This is a genomic window from Streptomyces sp. NBC_00440 (assembly GCF_036014215.1).
In the GTDB taxonomy this organism is placed as follows: domain Bacteria; phylum Actinomycetota; class Actinomycetes; order Streptomycetales; family Streptomycetaceae; genus Streptomyces.
Genome location: NZ_CP107921.1, coordinates 1,702,393 through 1,722,035 on the forward strand (window position 1 = coordinate 1,702,393; position 19,643 = coordinate 1,722,035).

The following is a 19,643-nucleotide window of genomic DNA, read 5'->3' on the forward strand; positions in this document are numbered from 1 at the left end:
CGAACTCCGAAGCGGCTCAGCGCACCCCTTCCCACAGGGCCCGCTCCGCCGGGCGTGGATCGTCGACGGGGCCGGACTCGTCGGCGAAGATCATCGTGGTGCGGTCGGGTCCGTACGACGGCCACCCCGGGTCCCCGGTCTCCGCGAAGGCCACCCAGGCACTGTGCACCGTGTCCGCCAGCGCCTGGGGCGGGTGGCTCCCGAGCATCGGGAGATAGGTGGGATCGCGCAGATTGTCGAAGACGAAGCCCAGCTCGGACGCGTGGCAGGCGCCGAGTCCGCCGTCGAACTGCGGTGAGCGCCAGGCGAATTCGTAGACATGCGTACCGGGCACGGCCTCGGCCAGGCGGAGGGCGGGAATCCGGTAGAACCAGTCGGTCGCCACCGCGTCGAGCAGTTCGCCCGCGCTCGCCTGCCCGCGGCCCGCGCGGTAGACGGCGAGGGCCCGGTCCGGGTCGAGGCCGTACGCCGTCGCCGCCAGCCGCAACCGCTCGTCCGTGATCGTGTCCATCCGTCCGGTCGGCACCATGAAGAGGCGGTTCTCCTCCCGGTTGCTGCCGACGAGCAGCTCGACACCGCAGTCCGGGCCCGGGAGAGCGAGCCCGGGAGCGACCGGCTCGAAGGGCATCGCATTGAACGCGGCGTCCCCCCACAGCTCCGGATCGGGACGGCGCCCGATCTCCGCGCGCAGCTCGGCCTGTGCGCCGAGCAGCGTCGCGAGCGGCAGGGCGGCGAACTCCTCGGCGGTCGCGGCGACGCCGAGCCGCTCGGCGAGATGTGCGGCGATCAGCTGGGCGGAGCGGGGGCGCAGGAAGTGATGTGCGCCCCCGCTCTGCAGAACGGCCCGCCGGAACAGCCCGCGTGCCGGCTCCATCCCGAGCAGCACACCGATACTCATCGCGCCGGCCGACTCCCCGAAGACCGTGACCCGGTCCGGCGAGCCGCCGAAGGACGCGATGTTCTCGCGCACCCACTCCAGGGCCGCGATCTGGTCGAGCAGCCCGCGGTTGTCGGGCGCGCCCTCCAGGCTCAGGAAGCCGTCGGTGCCCAGCCGGTAGTTGACCGTCACGCAGACCACACCGTCGCGGGCGAACGCCCTGCCGTCGTAGGCGGGAGCCGACCCCGAGCCGTTCGAGAACGCCCCTCCGTGCAGCCACACCATGACCGGGAGCCCGCCGTTGGGCCCCGGCTCGGGCGTCCAGACACTGAGGTTGAGGCAGTCCTCGCCGTCCTTGCCGAGTTCCTCGGGGATGAGCGCGTCGAAGGGGGGCGCGTACGGCGCTCTGGGCGCGGTCGGACCGTGGGCATGGGCTTCCCGTACGCCCTGCCACGGTGCGGGCGGCGCCGGCGCACGGAACCGGCGCGGTCCGAACGGCGGCGCCGCGTAAGGGATTCCGAGGAAGGACGCCACTCCTGCGTCGTCCATCCGACCGCGGACGGCACCCTGCCGCGTCATGCACACCGGTTCCATCTGGTTCAGATCTCCACTCTTCAATTCGGGCCCCAACGGCTCGATCGGAAACATGCGTTCACCGGCGCGCGGCCCGCCCGGCGGAGTCGGCCGGAGCAGGGAGCGGCGCCGGAAAAGGAGCGGCGCCGGGCGCCTCCCCCCTGATACCGTGCCGCGATCTTCCCGTAAAGATCCCGGCTCCTCATGCCGGGTGAAAGGCGGTCCTGATGGCCCGGCACACCACGGTTCCGACACTCTTCCCACCTCCCGGCTACGCACATGCGGCGGTGGTCGAAGCCGGGCAGCGGCTCGCCTTCATGGCAGGTTCGGTACCGCTCGACGCGACGGGAGAGCTGGTCGGTCCCGGAGATCCGGTGGTGCAGACCGGACAGGTCCTCGCCAATCTGGACGAGGCGCTGCGGGCGATCGGGAGCGATCTCTCGCAGGTCGTCGCCAGCACCGTGTACGTCGTGGGCGACACTCCGGCAGTCCTGTCCGGCGTCTGGCAGGCCGTACAGGCCTCGGGCCTCAGCTCGGGGCCGCACACCTCGACCCTGCTGGGCGTCAGCTGCCTCGGGTACACGGGCCAGCTGGTCGAGATCACCGCGACCGCCGTCGTGGACTGAGCACCGTCCCCCGCGCGGCCCAGCACCGGATGCCGAGGAGTCCGGAAGCGGGCAGGCTGGCTCCCACCAGTGACTCTCCGTACAGACGGGACCGCGCATGTCCGATCACCGGCGCCTCGGCTTCATCGCCGGCGCAGTGCTCCTGCCGTTCGCCGTGGCCGGGTGTTCCGGTCTCAACCGCTCGGCGGTCGGCACGATCTCGTACACCACGCCGGATTCGAAGGTCGTCACCGTCTCGAATCCGTCCGTGACCGGCTGCCACCCGCTGCCGCGCGGGGGCGCCGCGGCCGTCGCCAACAACACCCTGATCGACATGTGGCTGTACCCGGGCGCCGGCTGCACCGGAAAGCCGTCGATGTACAACGCGACCACGATGACGAACACGGTGACACCACCGCTCGTGGCCTGGCGCAGCTATACCCTGGTCCACTGAGGCACCGGGGTCCACTGATACGCCCCGGCCCACCGGGACACCCTGGTCCACCGAGAGGGGCGCTCCGCGGGTCACAGTGTTCGCCACCGGCGGCCGCCCGTACCCCGGGCATCGGGTGTTCACTGTGCGGGCAGCGCCCGGACCCAGGTGCCGTCGTCCGTCAGATATCTGTCCACGACGAGCCCGGCCTCCCCCAGGTGCCGCTCGAACTCCTCGCGGCTCAGCGGACGCGACAGGAAGGTCTGCGTCCAGGTCGCGTCGGGGTAGACGTACTCGCAGAGCATCGCGTCGACGCCGTCACCGACCGGGGTCGCGGACTTGATGCGCACGATCCCGCCCGCGCTGTTGCGCCGCTCCCTCGGAACGTCCGCGTGCCAGTCCAGGCCCTCGCGCTGCACCAGCACACAGCCGTCGTCCTTCACATGGCGCCGGCAGGTGCGCAGCAGCCCCTCGCGTACCCGCGGGTCTCCCGCGTGCACCAGAAACGACGCCAGCAGCACCACGTCGTAGGTCTCGCCGGTGTCCAGCTTCTCGATCGGGCTGCAGACCGTGCGGACGCCGTCGACGCCCGCGATCTGTTCCAGCATTCCGGGTGACTCGTCCACCGCGGTGATCGTGAAGCCCCGTTCGGCCAGCGGACGGGTGACCCGGCCCGCCCCGCTGCCCAGTTCGAGGACGCTCGCTCCGGCCGGGACCGCAGCGGCCACGACATCCGGTTCGTCTCCGACCGGCAGCCGCTTGTACAGCTCGACGGAACACCCGTCGGGCGTCCTCGCTCCCGGCCCCGTGCCTTCGTACCCCTCGCGCATCCTGACGCTCATGCCGTACAGAACGAACGTGCCCCGGCCGTCGTTCCCGCCGCCGTCCCGAACTCCCGGGTCAGTCCTCGGAGTCGAACCGCGCGGCCCGCAGATACTCGGGCTGCGGGTCGAGCGCAGCGGCCAGCCTGAAGTGACGCCTGGCCTGTTCGGGGCGGCCGGCCCGCTCGAAGGTGCGGGCCAGGGCGAAGTGCGCGAAGGCGTTGTCCGGCTCACGCTCCAGGACCAGCTGGAACTCCAGCTCGGCCGGACGGAGTTGCGCGGCGGCGAAGAACGCCCTGGCGCGCAGCAGGCGTGCCGCGGTGTTCTCCGGGTGAGCCGCGATGACCTCGTCCAGCAGCTTCACGGCACCACGCGGATCACGGGCGTCCAGCAGCTGTTCGGCCGCGCGGTAGTCGATGACGTGGGTCTCGGGGTTGCTGTGGGACATCGGTGCTGGCCTTTCTCCGTCGTAGCTGAGGCTGCTGTGGTTGCTGTGGCTGTGGCTGCCCTGACCACTGCCGGTCCGGTGGGACAGGCCGGTGGGGCGGTCAGCCCCCGGCCCGCTCCGTCAGCCGCTCCCAGACCGAGCGCACCTGCGGTTCCAGGGCGTCCAGCGGGCCGTCATTGTCGATCAGGATGTCGGCGATCTCGCGGCGCTGCTCCCTGGTGGCCTGGGCGGCCATCCGGGCACGTGCCTCGGACTCCTGCATTCCGCGCAGCCGTACCAGCCGGTCCAGCTGCGTTTCCGGCGCCGCGTCCACCACGACCACCAGGTCGTAGAGCGGGGCGAGGCCGTTCTCGGTCAGCAGCGGTACGTCGTGGATGACGACCGAATCCGCCTGCGCCAGGCCCTCCAGCTCGGCGGAGCGGGCTCCGACGAGCGGGTGGACGATCGAGTTGAGCGTCGCCAGGCGGTCCGGGTCGGCAAAGACGATCGCGCCGAGCGCGGGCCGGTCCAGGCTGCCGTCCCCGGCGAGAACGGACTCGCCGAACGCCTCGACCACGGCCGCAAGACCCGGAGTTCCCGGTTCGACCACCTCACGGGCGATCCGGTCGGCGTCGATCAGCACCGCTCCGTAACTGACAAACAGCCGGGACACTTCGCTCTTGCCGGCGCCGATTCCACCGGTCAATCCCACTTTCAGCATGGCCAGGAGCCTAGGCCCTGTACGCCGTTGCCTTCCGCCGGGGCCTCAGACGTCGCCCTCCCGCTCCGCGAGGAACCGTTCGAATTCGCGGCCGATCTCGTCCGCCGACGGCAGTTCGACCGCCTCGGCGACCAGATTGCCCCGGGTCTCCGATCCGGCCAGCGCGTCGTACTGGTGCTCAAGTCCCTGGACCAGGGCGGTCAGTTCCTCGTCGCCCTCACCGATCTGGCGCTCGATCTCGTCCTGGGTGCGCTGCGCCTCGGTACGCAGGGCGTGCGCGACGCTCGGCAGTACGAGACCGGTCGCCGCGGTGACGGCCTCAAGGGCAGTCAGCGCCGCATCCGGATACGAGGACCGGGCGACGTAGTGCGGCACATGGGCGGCGACACCGAGCACGTCGTGCCCCGACTGCGCGAGCCGGAACTCCACCAGCGACTCCGCGCTGCCGGGCACCTGCGCCTCTTCGAACGGCGACTTGTGGCCGGGCATCAGGTCCGTGCGGTTGCCGTGCGGGGTGATCCCGACCGGGCGGGTGTGCGGGACGCCCATCGGGATTCCGTGGAAGTTCACCGAGATACGGACGCCGAGCCGGTCGACGATCTGCTCGACCGCGGCCGCGAACCGCTCCCACTCGACATCGGGCTCGGGGCCCGAGAGCAGCAGGAAGGGCGCGCCCGTGGCGTCCTGGACCAGGCGCACGTCGAGCGTCGGGGTCTCGTAGTCCGTCCACTGGTCGCGCTTGAAGGTCAGCAGGGGGCGGCGTGCGCGGTAGTCCACGAGCCGGTCGTGGTCGAAACTGGCAACCACCTGGTGGGGCAGCGTGTCCAGCAGACCCTCGACGATCTGGTCGCCGGTCTCGCCCGCGTCGATGTACCCGTCGAAGTGATAGAGCATGACAAGTCCGGCCGACTCCTGCGCGAGCGCCACATCGACGACTGCCAGGCCCTTCGGCTCCCATGCGTACAAATCTTGCGGATCAAGCACGATTACCGCTCCTCCTCGTGTTCACCGGGGAGAACGTCCCGTACGGCCCGCGCATTCCCCGCAGCCACGTCTTCACAGGCAACCACCTGCCCCAGGACATGAGCGAGGCCCGCCCCCCGGAGGGAGCGGGCCTCGACTTCAGCTATTCACCAGCTGGGACCTGAGCGTCAGCTCTGGCCACCGGCCAGCTTCTCGCGCAGGGCGGCCAGGGCCTCGTCCGACGCCAGGGCGCCGGAGTTGTCGTCCGACTCCGAGGAGTACGAACCGCCCGATGCACCCGCACCGGCGTTGCCACCGCTGGTCGCGGCCGGAGCGGCAGCACCCTCGGCAGCAGCGGCCTCGTCGGCCTCGCGGGACTTGATGACCTGGGCCTGGTGCTGCTCGAAGCGCGCCTGCGCCTCGGCGTACTGGCCTTCCCAGGCCTCGCGCTGGGTGTCGAAGCCCTCAAGCCAGTCGTTGGTCTCGGGGTCGAAGCCCTCGGGGTAGATGTAGTTCCCCTGGTCGTCGTACGACGCGGCCATGCCGTACAGCGTCGGGTCGAACTCGACCGAGGCCGGGTCCGAGCCGAAGGACTCGTTGGCCTGCTTCAGCGAGAGGCTGATGCGGCGGCGCTCAAGGTCGATGTCGATGACCTTGACGAAGATCTCGTCGTTGACCTGGACGACCTGCTCCGGGATCTCCACGTGGCGCTCGGCCAGCTCGGAGATGTGGACCAGGCCCTCGATGCCCTCGTCGACGCGCACGAACGCACCGAACGGAACGAGCTTCGTGACCTTGCCCGGGACGACCTGACCGATCTGGTGCGTACGGGCGAACTGCTGCCACGGGTCTTCCTGCGTCGCCTTGAGCGACAGGGAGACACGCTCGCGGTCCATGTCCACGTCGAGAACCTCGACGGTGACTTCCTGGCCGACCTCGACAACCTCGGAGGGGTGGTCGATGTGCTTCCAGGAGAGCTCGGAGACGTGCACGAGACCGTCGACGCCACCCAGGTCCACGAAGGCACCGAAGTTGACGATCGAGGAGACGACGCCGGAGCGGACCTGACCCTTCTGCAGGGTCGTGAGGAACGTCTGGCGCACCTCGGACTGGGTCTGCTCAAGCCAGGCACGGCGGGACAGGACCACGTTGTTGCGGTTCTTGTCCAGCTCGATGATCTTGGCCTCAAGCTCCTTGCCCACGTAGGGCTGGAGGTCGCGGACACGACGCATCTCGACCAGGGAGGCCGGCAGGAAGCCACGGAGGCCGATGTCGAGGATGAGACCACCCTTGACGACCTCGATGACGGTGCCGGTGACGATCCCGTCTTCTTCCTTGATCTTCTCGATGGTGCCCCAGGCACGCTCGTACTGAGCGCGCTTCTTCGAGAGGATCAGGCGGCCTTCCTTGTCCTCCTTCTGGAGAACCAGGGCCTCGATCTCGTCGCCGACCTTGACGACCTCATTGGGGTCGACGTCGTGCTTGATCGAGAGCTCGCGGCTCGGAATGACGCCTTCGGTCTTGTAACCGATGTCGAGGAGAACCTCGTCCCGGTCAACCTTGACGATGACGCCGTCAACGATGTCGCCATCGTTGAAGTACTTGATCGTCTCGTCGATCGCCGCGAGGAACGCGTCCGCGTCGCCGATGTCGTTGACCGCAACCTGCGGCGTGGTGGCGGTGGTCTCGGTGCTGCTCGTCATGTGGGAAAGGGCTCCGGTACGGACATTGAAGTCGTAGGTACTGCTACGCCGGGAGCCCGTATCGCCTCTGCAGACGCCGGACAGCCCAGGAAGCGCCGATCCGGTATTCCGTGTTCGTTGCCGAACACATCGGTGGCGCCTCGATAACCGAGGGGACATGCAACAGATGCAAGCGCAGCCTGCTAGGTCTGAGGAGCGCAGGCTCGCAGCGCAACTTGTAGCATACGGGGACGGCCGGACACGGTCAATGCGCGAAGGCGCACACCCAGGGCGGATCGCACCAATCCCGGCACAACTTCTGTTGTACGAGGCCACATCGGCCCCGACACCGGCCCGGCGCCGTTTCCTCCGGTGCCGTCACGACCACCGCGACGACTGCCACCGGAACCGACGATACAGACTGGCACGATGAGCGAAGAGTACGAGAACGAGCCCGAGGCGACACGCCGTGACGCCGGGGACACCGAGAGCAGCCGGGCCAACCGGGGCTGGTGGGACCGCAACGCCGACGAGTACCAGACCGAGCACGGCTCCTTCCTGGGCGACGACCGCTTCGTCTGGGGGCCCGAGGGCCTCGACGAGGTGGAGGCCGAGCTGCTGGGCCCGGCCGAGGGACTGAAGGGACTCGACGTCCTGGAGATCGGCGCCGGGGCCGCCCAGTGCTCGCGCTGGCTGGCCGCCCAGGGCGCACGCCCGGTGGCCCTCGACGTCTCCCACCGGCAGCTCCAGCACGCGCTGCGGATCGGTGAGAACCGGCCCGGCGTGGCCGAGGTCCCGCTGGTGGCGGCGGACGCCTCGGTCCTGCCGTTCCGCGACGGCTCCTTCGACCTGGCCTGTTCCGCTTACGGCGCCGTGCCCTTCGTCGCGGACCCGGTGAAGGTGTTCCGCGAGGTGCACCGGGTGCTGCGGCCCGGCGGGCGCTGGGTCTTCTCGGTCACCCACCCGATCCGCTGGGCCTTCCCCGACGAGCCGGGCCCCGAGGGCCTGACGGTCACGTCCTCCTACTTCGACCGCACCCCGTACGTCGAGCAGGACGAGCGGGGGAACGCGGTGTACGTCGAGCACCACCGCACCCTCGGTGACCGGGTGCGGGACGTGCTGGCGGGCGGGTTCCGGCTGGCTGATCTGGTCGAGCCGCAGTGGCCTGAGTGGAACACGTCGGAGTGGGGCGGCTGGTCCCCGCTGCGGGGGAAGCTCATTCCGGGCTCGGCGATTTTCGTCTGCGTACGGGACGACGTACGAGACTGACCGGGTGATCCGTACCGGCGCGCTCGACGTGCTTCCCGTCCGTACCGCCGTGCCCGCCCTTGAACGGGCCCTCGACGCGCACGGCGCCGCCGTGCTGTGCGCGCCGCCCGGCACCGGCAAGACCACGCTGGTGCCGCTGGTGCTGGCGGGGCTCGTCGGTGGTGCGGCCGGGAACGGCCCGGTGCGGAAGGTGATCGTCGCCGAGCCGCGCCGGATCGCCGCACGGGCCGCCGCGCGGCGGATGGCGTGGCTGCTGGGCGAGCAGGTCGGCGGGCGGGTCGGATTCACCGTGCGCGGCGAGCGGACCGTGGGACCGGACACCGTGGTGGAGGTCGTCACCACCGGCGTTCTGCTCCAGCGGCTCCAGCGCGACCAGGAGCTGGCCGGGGTGGACGTGGTCATGCTCGACGAATGCCACGAACGCCACCTCGACGCGGACACCGTCGCTGCCTTCCTCCTCGATGTGCGGGCCGCGCTCCGCCCTGAGCTGCGTCTGCTGGCGGCGTCCGCGACGACCGACGCCGAGGGGTGGGCGCGGCTGCTCGGCGACGCCCCCGTGGTGGAGGCGCACGGCGTGTCCCACCCGGTGGAGACGGTGTGGGCGCCGCCCGCCGGGCCCGTGCGGCCGCCGCACGGAATGCGGGTGGATCCCGCCCTGCTCACGCATGTCGCCTCGGTCGTCCGGAGGGCGCTGGCCGAGCGGACCGGCGATGTGCTCTGCTTCCTGCCGGGGGTCGGTGAAATCACCAGGGTGGCGGGGCAGTTGACCGGGCCGTTGTCGGATCTCGGCGTGGAGGTGCTCCAGGTGCACGGGCGTGCGCCCGCCGCCGTGCAGGACGCCGTGCTCGCGGGATCGGCCGGCCGCCGGGTGGTGCTCGCGACGTCGGTGGCCGAGTCGTCGCTGACCGTGCCGGGGGTACGGGTGGTGGTGGACGCCGGGCTGGCACGCGAGCCGCGCACCGACCATGCGCGCGGGCTGAGCGCGCTCACGACCGTACGGGTCTCGCAGGCCGCGTCCCGGCAGCGCGCGGGACGGGCGGGCCGGGAGGCGCCGGGCACCGTCTACCGCTGCTGGACGGAGGCCGAGGACACCCGGCTCACCCGCTTCCCCTCGCCCGAGATCAAGGTCGCCGATCTGGCCGCGTTCGCCCTCCAGGCGGCCTGCTGGGGCGATCCGTCGGCCGGGGGCCTCGCCCTGCTCGACCCGCCGCCCGCCGGGGCGATGGGCGCGGCGCGCGAGGTGCTGGCCGCGATCGGCGCGGTGGACGGGGACGGCCGGGCCACCGGCCGGGGCGTACGGATGGCACGGCTCGGGCTGCACCCCCGGCTCGCGCGGGCGCTCCTCGACGGTGCACGCGAAGTCGGCGCACGCCGGGCGGCGGAGGTGGTGGCGCTGCTCAGCGAGGAGCCGCCCCGGGATTACGGGGACGATCTCACCGCCGCCTGGCGCGCCGCACGCGCGGGGGGCGACGGCTATGCGGGCCGCTGGCGCCAGGAGGTCCGCAGGCTGGCGTCGGGGGTGGACGGCGCACGGACAGGACGGGGCGCGCGGGACGGAGCAGCCGGTGACAGCCGTCATGGCGGTGGCAGCGGTCGTACGGGACGGGGCGCGCGGGACGGAGCCCGTGACGGCGGCCATGACGGTGGCAGCGGTCATGACAGCGACGACGTGGTGGCGGGTCTGGTGGCCGCCCTCGCCTTCCCCGAGCGGGTGGCACGGGCCAGGGGTGAGGGCGCGTTCCTGATGGTGTCGGGGACCGGGGCGGAGACGGCGGCCGGGTCGCGGCTGCGCAGTGCGCCGTGGATCGCGGTCGCGGTGGCCGACCGTCCGGCGACCGCCGCGTCGGCGCGGGTACGGCTGGCCGCCGTCGTCGACGAGGACACCGCACGGCTTGCGGCGGGGCATCTGCTCAGCACCGCCGACGAGGTCCGCTGGGCGGACGGTGAGGTACTGGCCCGGCGTGTGGAACGGCTGGGCGCGGTCGAGCTGGCGGTACGGCCGCTGAAGAGCCCGCCGCCCGCCCTCGTACGGGAAGCACTGCTCGACGGGCTGCGGCGCGAGGGGCTCGGGCTGCTGCGCTGGACCCCGCACGCACGGGAGTTGCGGCAGCGCCTCGCCTTTCTGCACCGGGAGGTGGGCGGCGGCTGGCCGGACGTGTCGGACGAGGCGCTGCTGGCGCGGACCGACGAGTGGCTGGAGCCCGAACTGTCCAGGGCGCGGCGGCGGAGCGACCTGGCACGGACCGAGGCCGGGCAGGCGCTCGGCAGGCTGCTGCCCTGGGCGACCGGCGAGGCGGCGCGGCTGGACGAGCTGGCGCCCGAGCGGTACGAGGTGCCGAGCGGGTCCCGGATCCGGCTGGACTACGGCGGCCCGCAGCCGGTGCTCGCGGTGAAGCTCCAGGAGATGTTCGGCCTCGCCGAGACGCCTGCGGTAGCGGGGGTGCCGGTCCTGGTCCATCTGCTCTCTCCGGCCGGGCGTCCCGCCGCCGTGACGGCCGATCTGGCGTCGTTCTGGCGGGAGGGCTACCGGTCGGTGCGGGCGGAACTGCGCGGGCGCTATCCCCGGCACCCATGGCCGGAGGACCCTTCGGATGCGGCGCCGACGCGGTACACGAAGGCCCGCCAGAACCGGGGGTAGGCCAGAACCGGAAGCAGACCGCGCTCCGGCCCGCCTCCGGCCGGGCTGCCGCCGGTTCAGCGCTCACGACCTCATGGTGTTCTCGTGGTGTTACGGATCAGACGATGACCGGTTCCGGGTCGGGCAGCCGGGCGTCCGGCCGGTCGGGCTCCCCCGGCCGGCGGCTGCGCGCCTCCAGCCAGAGCGCCAGCGCGAGCAGGCAGATGCCGAGGCCCAGGAAGCCCCAGGGCAGGTACGAGGTAAGCAGCAGCACGAGCAGCCGGTTCGACTTGACCAGGTTGACTGTGTAGTTGACGTAGTCCGGGCGCATCTTCACGTCCCCGGCGAACGCGGTGACCTTGGCCCGGCCGCCCAGCAGGGTGCCGCCGCGCAGCTCTTCCTTGTGGATCTCCTCGCCGTTGACGGGGGCACCGGTGACGGGGTCCACCCAGAACATCCGCTTGGTGGAGTACCAGCGGGTGGTGCCGGTCTTCGCGACGGACTCCGGGGTGATGCCCTTGACCGGCATCTTCTTCGGCATCGACACCTTGGTCCAGGGGATGGTCTCCTCGAAGTAGTACACGTCGAGGCCGTGGAACTTCACCGTGCCCCGGTAGTGGATGGGGGCCGAGGTGTGGGTCTGGGCGTCGAAGTACTCGTAGTCGCGCTTCTGGGTGAGGAACGGCCACTTGAACTCGATGCCCGTCCGGCTGACCGGGTCGCCGTCGACCATCTCGCCGGTCGCGTGGACCGGTGCCTGGGTGTGCGCGTCGAAGATGTACCGCTCGGGGATCTCGGAGACCATCTTGCCGTCGGGTCCGGCGACATAGGACAGCGAGTCCCAGACGACGACATCACGTCCGGCGCTCTGCTCGATGCGGTTGGATTCCGCGACATTGCCCCGGAGCGTCTGCACGATGGTGACCTCGGGGACCTTCTTGGCCTGCATGGTGCCGTAGTCGAGGAGGGTCGCGGGCTTCGCCTGCAGGACTTCCTCCTGGTACTGGTTGGCCGGGATCTTCGCCAGCCGGGGGAAGGCGTACCAGCGCATCAGCGGGGACATGGCGGCGCAGAAGACCGCGAAGGCGAGCAGCACCAGACTGGCTTTACGGCGCATGGCCGTCCTCCTACTGGGTCTTGGGGCCTACTGACTCTTGGGCCCGGCTCTTGGTGCCTGGCTCTCGGCCTTACTGGCTCTTGGGGCCGGGGACGGTGGTGAGCAACGGTTTGGGCGAGGTCTTGCCGGTGGGTGAACCGACCGCCGTGATCGTGAGGACGAGGGCGAAGGCCACGGCCAGCCCGATGGCGGCGGCTACGAGGGCGCGCATGCACGGCCTCCTACGGGATCTGATGCATCGTCAGGGATGGGGCACCGTAGCAATGCGGCGGCGAGATGAGAACACGTTGCGCCGACCTGTTGTCCGGGCCGGATGCGGGCGGGCACGACGGAGCCCGGCCGCACACCGGTTTCGGTGCACGGCCGGGCTCGGTGACTCGGACGGCTGGACGGACCTGGGTCAGCCGGTGGCGCAGGGAGCCGGGCTGCCGCTCCTGCTCGGGGACGGCGACGGCGAACCGCTCGCGCTGCCGGACGGGGACGGCGTGGGCGACGGTGAGGGACTGGCCGAGCCGGAGGGGGACGGCGAGGGGCTCGGGCTCGCGCTGTCCGACGGCGACGGCGAGGGGGTCGGGCAGCCGGAGCCGCTCGGCGAGGGCGAACCGCTCGGGCTGCCCGAAGGGCTCGGGGATGCCGAGGGCTTGCCGCTCTTGCTGGGGCCCGGCGCAGGTGCGATCGTCCCGGCGCCGGTCTTCGTCGGCTTGGGGCTGGGCCTGGGCGCCTTGGACGGGAACGGGGACGGCGTCGAGCCGGGACGGGAGGGACTGTCGCCCGCACGGGGTGCGTCGCCGTGGTCTCCTCCGCCGTACCCCTGGCCGTCGGGTCCGGTACCGGCGGGCAGCACGCCGGTGCCGTCCGGGACGTCGTGGGTGCCCTTCTTGTAGAACTCGAACCAGGACAGGACCGTACTCAGATACTCCTGCGAGTGGTTGTAGCCCAGGATCGCCTGGTCGAGATCGTGCTGCCCGGAGACGTCGCGGCCGTCGGCGCAGAGGTAGCGGCCGGTGGCGAGCGACGCGTCGAAGACGTTGTTGGGGTCCTTCTTGCCGTCGCCGTTCCCGTCCTGACCCCAGGTGGCCCAGGTGGACGGGATGAACTGCATCGGGCCGACCGCGCGGTCGTGCGTCGTGTCGCCGTCGTACTTCCCGTTGTCGGTGTCGGAGATGTTGGCGAAGCCCGCGCCGTTGAGCACGGGGCCGAGGATCGGGCTGAGTGTGGTGCCCCCGGAGTCCACCCGCCCGCCGCGCGCCTGGCCCGACTCGACCTTGCCGATCGCCGCGAGCAGCTCCCACGGCAGATGGCAGCCGGGGTCGGTGCCCGCGACGGTCTGCTCCGCCTTCCGATAGGCGGCCAGCACCGAAGCCGGTATGCCCGCCGCGTCAGCTCCGGCCGGAGTGGTGACGGGAGTTGCCGGCTTGGCGGGGGTGTTCAGCGGGGGAAGGTCGGTGAAGTACGGGGAGTCGCCGCTCACCGGGGTACCGGACGGTGGCGTCGCGTCAGCGGCCTGCCTGCTGTTGTCCGGGGACTGGCTGCCCATGGCGTCCGGCGCCTGCGAAGCGGTCATCGCCGCCACCGCCAGCGCGGCCACCGTGGTCGCCGTCGCCCCCTTGCGCAACCGGCTGCTGAAGTGCGGTGCCATAGGTGTGGTTCCTCCCCGTCGACTGATCGCGCCCCCCAGCGCGGGACTCCGGTGACATTACGACAACTACCGCCCTCGCAACACCGGCCACTGATCGCTTTTCACCGTTTCTTCAGCTCCGGGCCGCCGGGCGTCTTCCTGCCGCGGTGCGCAGCCCGGAGCCCGCACCCCGGGCCGGGCCGGGGTCAGTGTGCGGCCGACTCCCAGTCCGCGCCGACACCCACCGACACATCGAGCGGGGCCCGCAGTTGTGCCGCGGCCGCCATCTCCCTGCGGAGGATCTCCTCCACCTGCTTGCGCTCGCCGGAGGCGATCTCCAGCACGATTTCGTCGTGCACCTGGAGCAGCATCCGCGAGGCCAGCCCGGCCCCGGTCAGTGCCCGGTCCACCTTCAGCATCGCGACCTTGACGATGTCCGCCGCGGTGCCCTGGATGGGGGCGTTGAGCGCCATCCGCTCGGCCATCTCACGGCGCTGGCGGTTGTCGCTGTTGAGATCGGGCAGATAGCGGCGGCGGCCCAGCATCGTCTGGGTGTACCCGGTGGCGCGGGCCTCCTCGACGACGCGCTGCAGATAGTCCCGCACCCCGCCGAACCGCTCGAAGAAGGTGTCCATCAGCCCGCGCGCCTCGCCGGCCTCGATGTTCAGCTGCTGGGAGAGGCCGAACGCCGAGAGCCCGTAGGCGAGTCCGTACGACATCGCCTTGATCTTGCGCCGCATCTCCGGGTCGACGGCGGACTTCTCCACCCCGAACACCTGTGAGGCGACCGTGGTGTGCAGGTCCTCGCCCGAGGTGAACGCCTCGATCAGCCCGGCGTCCTCCGACAGATGCGCCATCACCCGCAGTTCGATCTGGCTGTAGTCGGCGGTCATCAGCGATTCGTACCCCTCGCCGACGACGAAGCCGCGGCGGATGGCCCGGCCCTCGTCCGTACGCACCGGGATGTTCTGCAGGTTGGGGTCGGTGGACGACAGCCGGCCCGTCGCCGCCACCGTCTGGTTGAAAGTGGTGTGGATCCGGCCGTCCGCGGCCACCATCTTGATCAGGCCCTCGACGGTCACCCGCAGCTTGGCCTGCTCCCGGTGGCGCAGCATGATCACCGGCAGGTCGTGCTCGGTCTGCGCGGCCAGCCAGGCCAGCGCGTCCGCGTCCGTCGTGTACCCGGTCTTGGTCTTCTTCGTCTTGGGCAGACCGAGCTCGGTGAAGAAGACCTCCTGCAGCTGCTTGGGCGAGCCGAGGTTGAACTCGTGCCCGACCGCCGCATGCGCCTCCTTCACGGCCTGCTGCACCGCACCGGCGAACTGCTGCTCCATTCCCTCCAGATGGGCGCGGTCGGCGGCGATGCCGTGCCGTTCCAGCCGGGCCAGCAGGATCGACGTCGGCAGCTCCACATCGTGCAGCAGTCCGGTGGCGCCGACCTCCTGGAGCCGCTCGCCGAACGCGTCGCCGAGGTCGAGCACCGCGCGGGCCTGGGTCATCAGGGACTCGGCCTCGGCCTGCTCATCCGTACCGAAGGCGAGCTGGCCGTCGGCGGAGGCCGCCGGGGCGAGCTCCCGGCCCAGGTACTCCACGGCCAGTGGCTCCAACGCGAAGGAGCGCCGGCCGGGCTTCACCAGATAGGCGGCGAGCGCGGTGTCCATCGCGACGCCCTCGACGCTCCAGCCGTGCTCGGGGAAGACCCGCATCGCGTTCTTCGCGTTGTGCATGACCTTCGGGCTCTCCGGGTCCGCGATCCAGGCGGCGAAGGCCTGCTCGTCGGCCTCGTCCAGCTGGGTGGTGTCGAACCAGGCGGCGGGCCCGTCCGCCGCGGCGAGCGCGATCTCGCGGACACTGCCGGTGCCCAGCGCCCAGCTCTCGACGGTGGCCATGCCGAGCGGCTGCCCGCCGTGCTCGGCCAGCCAGGGTGCCAGCTCCCCGGAGGCCAGCACGGAGCCGTCCAGCTCGACTCCGGCGGCCGGAGCCTGGTCCGCTTCGTCCGCCGCACCCGGGTCGACGGCCAGCAGCCGCTCGCGCAGGCTCGGGTTCCGGATCTCCAGCACATCCAGCACGTGCGCGAACGCCTCCCGGTCGTACGCGGCGCGCTCCAGGTCCGCCGGGCCCTTCGGCAGCTCGACATCGCGGACCATCTCGGTGAGCCGGCGGTTGAGCCGCACCGCATCCAGGTGATCGCGGAAATTCTGCCCGGCCTTGCCCTTGACCTCGTCGGCACGCTCCACCAGCTCGGCGAACGAACCGAACTGGTTGATCCACTTCGCGGCCGTCTTCTCGCCGACGCCGGGGATACCCGGAAGGTTGTCCGACGGGTCGCCGCGCAGCGCCGCGAAGTCCGGGTACTGCTGCGGGGTCAGGCCGTACTTCTCCTCGACCTTCTCCGGTGTGAAGCGGGTGAGCTCGGAGACGCCCTTGGTCGGGTACAGCACGGTGACGTGGTCGCTGATCAGCTGGAAGGAGTCCCGGTCACCGGTGACGATCAGTACCTCGAAGCCGGCCGCCTCGGCCTGGGTGGCGAGCGTCGCGATGACGTCGTCCGCCTCGAAGCCCTCGATCGCGAAGCGGTCCACCCGCATCGTGTCCAGCACTTCGCCGATCAGCTCGACCTGGCCCTTGAACTCGTCGGGGGTCTTGGAGCGGTTCGCCTTGTACTCGGGGAACTCGTCCGCGCGCCAGGTCTTGCGGGAGACGTCGAAAGCCACCGCGAAGTGGGTGGGCGCCTCATCACGCAGCGTGTTCGCCAGCATCGACGCGAAGCCGTAGACGGCATTCGTCGTCTGACCGCTCGCGGTCGTGAAGTTCTCCGCGGGCAGCGCGAAGAACGCCCGGTACGCCAGAGAGTGCCCGTCCATGAGGAGCAGGCGGGGGCGGGTGTCTGCGGTCTGCTTCGATGCTGTCTTTGCCACGGGTCCGATCCTGCCACGGAGCACTGACAATCCAGACCTCCGCACACCTCACCGGAACGGCTGTCAGTGGCGCGTGACAGGATCGGGGCTGTACGCCGATCCGCCCGCTCGAAGGAGAGCGCCATGGCTGCCAAGCCGCCCACAGGTGACCCGGTTCAGGACGCGCCGCAGGTCACGGCCCCGCATCATGCCGCCGCCGGGCTGCCCGCCATCGGCCACACCCTGCAGATCGCCCAGCAGCAGATGGGCGTGGTGCGGACCGCGAGGACCCTTCTCAAGGTCAATCAGAAGGGCGGCTTCGACTGCCCCGGCTGCGCCTGGCCCGAGGGCGACAAACGGCACACCGCGGAATTCTGCGAGAACGGCGCCAAGGCCGTCGCCGAGGAGGCGACGCTGCGCCGGGTCACGCCCGCGTTCTTCGCCGAGCACCCCGTCGCCGATCTCGCGTCGCGCAGCGGCTACTGGCTGGGACAGCAGGGCCGGATCACCGAGCCGATGCTCCTGCCGGAGGGCGGCGACCGGTACGAGCCGGTCAGCTGGGAGCGTGCCTTCGAGGTCATCGCCGAGGAGCTGCGGGCGCTGGACTCCCCCGACGAGGCGCTCTTCTACACCTCGGGCCGCACCAGCAACGAAGCCGCGTTCCTGCTCCAGCTCTTCGCCCGCGCCTACGGCACGAACAACCTGCCCGACTGCTCCAACATGTGCCACGAGTCGTCCGGATCGGCGCTCTCGGAGACGATCGGCATCGGCAAGGGCAGCGTCTCCCTCGACGACATGCACCAGGCGGACCTGATCATCGTCGCCGGGCAGAACCCGGGCACCAACCACCCGCGCATGCTCTCCGCGCTGGAGAAGGCCAAGGCCGCGGGCGCGAAGATCATCTCCGTGAACCCGCTGCCCGAGGCCGGCCTTGCGCGCTTCAAGAACCCGCAGACCCCGCAGGGCATGCTCAGGGGGGCGGCCCTCACCGACCTCTTCCTGCAGATCCGCATCGGCGGCGACCAGGCGCTCTTCCGCCTCCTGAACAAACTGATCATCGAGACCGAGGGCGCGACCGACGAGCTGTTCATACGCGAACACACCCACGGATACGAGGAGTTCGCAGCCGCCGCACGCGCCGCCGACTGGGACGCGACACTCACCGCCACCGGCCTCTCCCGCACGGACATCGAGCAGGCCCTCGCGATGGTCCTCGCCTCCAAGCGGACCATCGTCTGCTGGGCCATGGGCCTGACCCAGCACAAGCACTCGGTGCCGACCATCCGCGAAGTGGTCAACTTCCTGCTGCTGCGCGGGAACATCGGCCGCACCGGCGCCGGTGTCTGCCCGGTACGCGGGCACTCCAACGTCCAGGGCGACCGCACGATGGGCATCTTCGAGCGGCCCGATCCCGCGTTCCTCGACGCCCTGGACAAGGAATTCGGGATCACCTCGCCCCGCCACCACGGCTTCGACGTCGTCCGCGCCATCGAGGCGCTGCGCGACGGCAAGGCCAAGGTCTTCTTCGCCATGGGCGGGAACTTCGTGGGTGCGACGCCCGACACCGACGTCACCGAGGCAGCCATGCGCCGCGCCTCCCTCACCGTGCACGTGTCGACCAAGCTGAACCGCTCGCACGCCGTCACCGGCAGCCGCGCCCTGATCCTCCCCACCCTCGGGCGCACCGACAAGGACGTCCAGGCGGGCGGGAAGCAGTTCGTCACCGTCGAGGACTCCATGGGCCTCGTCCATGCCTCGCGGGGCAACCTCGCCCCCGCGGGCTCGCGGCTCCTCTCCGAGCCGGCCATCGTCGCCCGGATGGCGCGCGCGGTCCTCGGTGCCGAATCCGCCATCGGCTGGGAGGAGTTCGAGAAGGACTACGCCACGATCCGGGACCGGATCTCGCGCGTCGTGCCGGGCTTCGAGGACTTCAACACCCGCATCGCCGCACCCGGCGGCTTCGCCCTCCCGCACGCCCCGCGTGACGAGCGCCGCTTCCCCACGGCCACCGGCAAGGCGAACTTCACCGCAGCGCCCGTCGAGCACCCGGAGCTCCCCGAGGGGCGGCTGCTGCTGCAGACCATGCGCTCGCACGACCAGTACAACACCACGATCTACGGCCTCGACGACCGCTACCGCGGCATCAAGGGCGGCCGCCGCATCGTCCTGGTCAACCCGGACGACGCCCGCGAGCTCGGCTTCGCCGAGGGCTCGTACGCCGACCTGGTCAGCGAGTGGAAGGACGGCGTCGAGCGGCGCGCCCCCGGCTTCCGGGTGGTGCACTACCCGACCACCCGAGGCTGCGCCGCCGCGTACTACCCGGAGACGAACGTCCTGGTCCCGCTGGACGCGACCGCCGACGTCAGCAACACCCCCACGAGCAAGTCCCTGGTGGTCCGTCTGGAACAATCCGCCACGGCCTAAGCGTTCGCTTAAGCCACCGGGCGGGCCCGCCAGCGGTCCGCTGCCGGAAGCCGGCGCAGCAGCCGCCACGACGATCGGAGCCGGACCACCATGGGCGAGCAGACCACCGTGAAGTTCCCTCAAGAGGTCATCGACGAGTACGCCGAGCTCGGCGTCGACCTGCCCGCGCTGTTCTCCGCAGGCCATCTCGGCGAGCGGATGGGCGTCCGGATCATCGAGGCCGCCGCCGACCGCGTCGTCGGCACCATGCCGGTCGAGGGCAACACCCAGCCGTACGGCCTGCTGCACGGCGGCGCGTCCGCCGTACTCGCCGAGACCCTCGGCTCCGTCGGCTCGATGCTGCACGGCGGCCCCTCCAAACTCGCCGTCGGCGTCGACCTCAACTGCACGCATCACCGCGGCGCCCGCAGCGGGCTGGTCACCGGGGTGGCCACCCCGGTCCACCGCGGCCGGTCCACCGCGACGTACGAGATCGTCATCACCGACGAACAGGACAAGCGGGTCTGCACGGCCCGGCTCACCTGCCTTCTGCGCGACGCCGCCCCCGACGGCTCCGCGGGCTGACCCCACCCGCTCTCCGCGACCGGGCGACGTCGCGG

Annotated in this window: 15 protein-coding genes and 1 pseudogene; 6 read left to right on the plus strand and 10 right to left on the minus strand. The window is 71.0% G+C overall.

Annotated features, from left to right (window positions below; genetic code table 11):
• Positions 1-16 precede the first annotated feature (16 nt).
• Positions 17-1,525, minus strand: a complete 1,509-nt coding sequence (locus OHB13_RS07675; RefSeq protein WP_443062933.1) for a carboxylesterase/lipase family protein — start codon at positions 1,523-1,525, stop codon at positions 17-19.
• Positions 1,526-1,677: 152 nt separating this feature from the next.
• Between OHB13_RS07675 and OHB13_RS07680 the strand changes: the two genes are divergently transcribed.
• Both OHB13_RS07680 and OHB13_RS07685 read left to right on the plus strand, forming a co-directional pair.
• The gene (locus tag OHB13_RS07680; protein ID WP_328376457.1) at positions 1,678-2,076 is read left to right on the plus strand and encodes a RidA family protein; all 399 of its coding nucleotides are present in this window, start codon (positions 1,678-1,680) and stop codon (positions 2,074-2,076) included.
• A 97-nt stretch (positions 2,077-2,173) separates the two neighbouring features.
• The gene (locus OHB13_RS07685) at positions 2,174-2,509 is read left to right on the plus strand and encodes a hypothetical protein (protein WP_266858070.1); all 336 of its coding nucleotides are present in this window, start codon (positions 2,174-2,176) and stop codon (positions 2,507-2,509) included.
• A 119-nt stretch (positions 2,510-2,628) separates the two neighbouring features.
• On the opposite strand, the gene OHB13_RS07690 is transcribed toward OHB13_RS07685, so the two are convergent.
• From OHB13_RS07690 to rpsA, 5 genes are all read right to left on the minus strand, one after another.
• The gene (locus OHB13_RS07690; RefSeq protein WP_328376460.1) at positions 2,629-3,330 is read right to left on the minus strand and encodes a class I SAM-dependent methyltransferase; all 702 of its coding nucleotides are present in this window, start codon (positions 3,328-3,330) and stop codon (positions 2,629-2,631) included.
• 58 nt (positions 3,331-3,388) lie between these two features.
• Positions 3,389-3,757, minus strand: a complete 369-nt coding sequence (locus tag OHB13_RS07695; RefSeq protein ID WP_164267220.1) for a tetratricopeptide repeat protein — start codon at positions 3,755-3,757, stop codon at positions 3,389-3,391.
• A gap of 100 nt (positions 3,758-3,857) precedes the next feature.
• The gene (coaE, locus tag OHB13_RS07700; RefSeq protein WP_266858065.1) at positions 3,858-4,457 is read right to left on the minus strand and encodes a dephospho-CoA kinase; all 600 of its coding nucleotides are present in this window, start codon (positions 4,455-4,457) and stop codon (positions 3,858-3,860) included.
• A gap of 45 nt (positions 4,458-4,502) precedes the next feature.
• Entirely contained in the window at positions 4,503-5,441 is a 939-nt protein-coding gene (locus OHB13_RS07705; RefSeq protein ID WP_266858063.1) for a PAC2 family protein, read from the minus strand.
• Positions 5,442-5,608: 167 nt separating this feature from the next.
• Complete coding sequence (gene rpsA / locus OHB13_RS07710) at positions 5,609-7,123, minus strand: 30S ribosomal protein S1 (RefSeq protein ID WP_266858061.1); 1,515 nt, start codon at positions 7,121-7,123, stop codon at positions 5,609-5,611.
• Positions 7,124-7,531: 408 nt separating this feature from the next.
• On the opposite strand from rpsA, the gene OHB13_RS07715 reads away from it, so the two are divergent.
• Complete coding sequence (locus tag OHB13_RS07715) at positions 7,532-8,371, plus strand: class I SAM-dependent methyltransferase (protein ID WP_266858059.1); 840 nt, start codon at positions 7,532-7,534, stop codon at positions 8,369-8,371.
• Between the two features lie 4 nt (positions 8,372-8,375).
• Positions 8,376-11,009 (plus strand): ATP-dependent RNA helicase, encoded by a 2,634-nt coding sequence (locus tag OHB13_RS07720; RefSeq protein ID WP_328376464.1) that lies wholly within the window; start codon positions 8,376-8,378, stop codon positions 11,007-11,009.
• Between the two features lie 97 nt (positions 11,010-11,106).
• On the opposite strand, the gene OHB13_RS07725 is transcribed toward OHB13_RS07720, so the two are convergent.
• The 4 genes and pseudogenes from OHB13_RS07725 to polA all read right to left on the minus strand — a co-directional run bounded on the left by OHB13_RS07725 (position 11,107) and on the right by polA (position 16,641).
• Positions 11,107-12,105, minus strand: a complete 999-nt coding sequence (locus OHB13_RS07725) for a DUF3068 domain-containing protein (protein ID WP_266858055.1) — start codon at positions 12,103-12,105, stop codon at positions 11,107-11,109.
• Positions 12,106-12,175: 70 nt separating this feature from the next.
• Positions 12,176-12,316, minus strand: coding sequence for an SPW_0924 family protein (locus tag OHB13_RS07730; protein ID WP_266858054.1), 141 nt, complete (start codon positions 12,314-12,316; stop codon positions 12,176-12,178).
• A gap of 333 nt (positions 12,317-12,649) precedes the next feature.
• Positions 12,650-13,744: pseudogene (locus tag OHB13_RS07735) on the minus strand (lytic transglycosylase domain-containing protein); the annotation flags it as partial.
• Positions 13,745-13,929: 185 nt separating this feature from the next.
• Positions 13,930-16,641, minus strand: coding sequence for a DNA polymerase I (polA, locus tag OHB13_RS07740; protein WP_328376467.1), 2,712 nt, complete (start codon positions 16,639-16,641; stop codon positions 13,930-13,932).
• A 123-nt stretch (positions 16,642-16,764) separates the two neighbouring features.
• On the opposite strand from polA, the gene OHB13_RS07745 reads away from it, so the two are divergent.
• Positions 16,765-19,044 carry an FdhF/YdeP family oxidoreductase gene (locus tag OHB13_RS07745; RefSeq protein WP_328376468.1) on the plus strand — a complete coding sequence of 760 codons (2,280 nt, stop codon included), beginning with the start codon at positions 16,765-16,767 and terminating at the stop codon, positions 19,042-19,044.
• 90 nt (positions 19,045-19,134) lie between these two features.
• The gene (locus tag OHB13_RS07750; RefSeq protein WP_266858050.1) at positions 19,135-19,608 is read left to right on the plus strand and encodes a PaaI family thioesterase; all 474 of its coding nucleotides are present in this window, start codon (positions 19,135-19,137) and stop codon (positions 19,606-19,608) included.
• Positions 19,609-19,643: the final 35 nt, after the last annotated feature.

Bases quoted from the DNA above. Each gene is read 5' to 3' on its own strand.
- OHB13_RS07675 (WP_443062933.1), bottom strand. From the start codon at position 1,525: ATGTTTCCGATCGAGCCGTTGGGGCCCGAATTGAAGAGTGGAGATCTG.
- OHB13_RS07680 (WP_328376457.1), top strand. From the start codon at position 1,678: ATGGCCCGGCACACCACGGTTCCGACACTCTTCCCACCTCCCGGCTAC.
- OHB13_RS07685 (WP_266858070.1), top strand. From the start codon at position 2,174: ATGTCCGATCACCGGCGCCTCGGCTTCATCGCCGGCGCAGTGCTCCTG.
- OHB13_RS07690 (WP_328376460.1), bottom strand. From the start codon at position 3,330: ATGAGCGTCAGGATGCGCGAGGGGTACGAAGGCACGGGGCCGGGAGCG.
- OHB13_RS07695 (WP_164267220.1), bottom strand. From the start codon at position 3,757: ATGTCCCACAGCAACCCCGAGACCCACGTCATCGACTACCGCGCGGCC.
- coaE (WP_266858065.1), bottom strand. From the start codon at position 4,457: ATGCTGAAAGTGGGATTGACCGGTGGAATCGGCGCCGGCAAGAGCGAA.
- rpsA (WP_266858061.1), bottom strand. From the start codon at position 7,123: ATGACGAGCAGCACCGAGACCACCGCCACCACGCCGCAGGTTGCGGTC.
- OHB13_RS07715 (WP_266858059.1), top strand. From the start codon at position 7,532: ATGAGCGAAGAGTACGAGAACGAGCCCGAGGCGACACGCCGTGACGCC.
- OHB13_RS07725 (WP_266858055.1), bottom strand. From the start codon at position 12,105: ATGCGCCGTAAAGCCAGTCTGGTGCTGCTCGCCTTCGCGGTCTTCTGC.
- OHB13_RS07730 (WP_266858054.1), bottom strand. From the start codon at position 12,316: ATGCGCGCCCTCGTAGCCGCCGCCATCGGGCTGGCCGTGGCCTTCGCC.
- OHB13_RS07745 (WP_328376468.1), top strand. From the start codon at position 16,765: ATGGCTGCCAAGCCGCCCACAGGTGACCCGGTTCAGGACGCGCCGCAG.
- OHB13_RS07750 (WP_266858050.1), top strand. From the start codon at position 19,135: ATGGGCGAGCAGACCACCGTGAAGTTCCCTCAAGAGGTCATCGACGAG.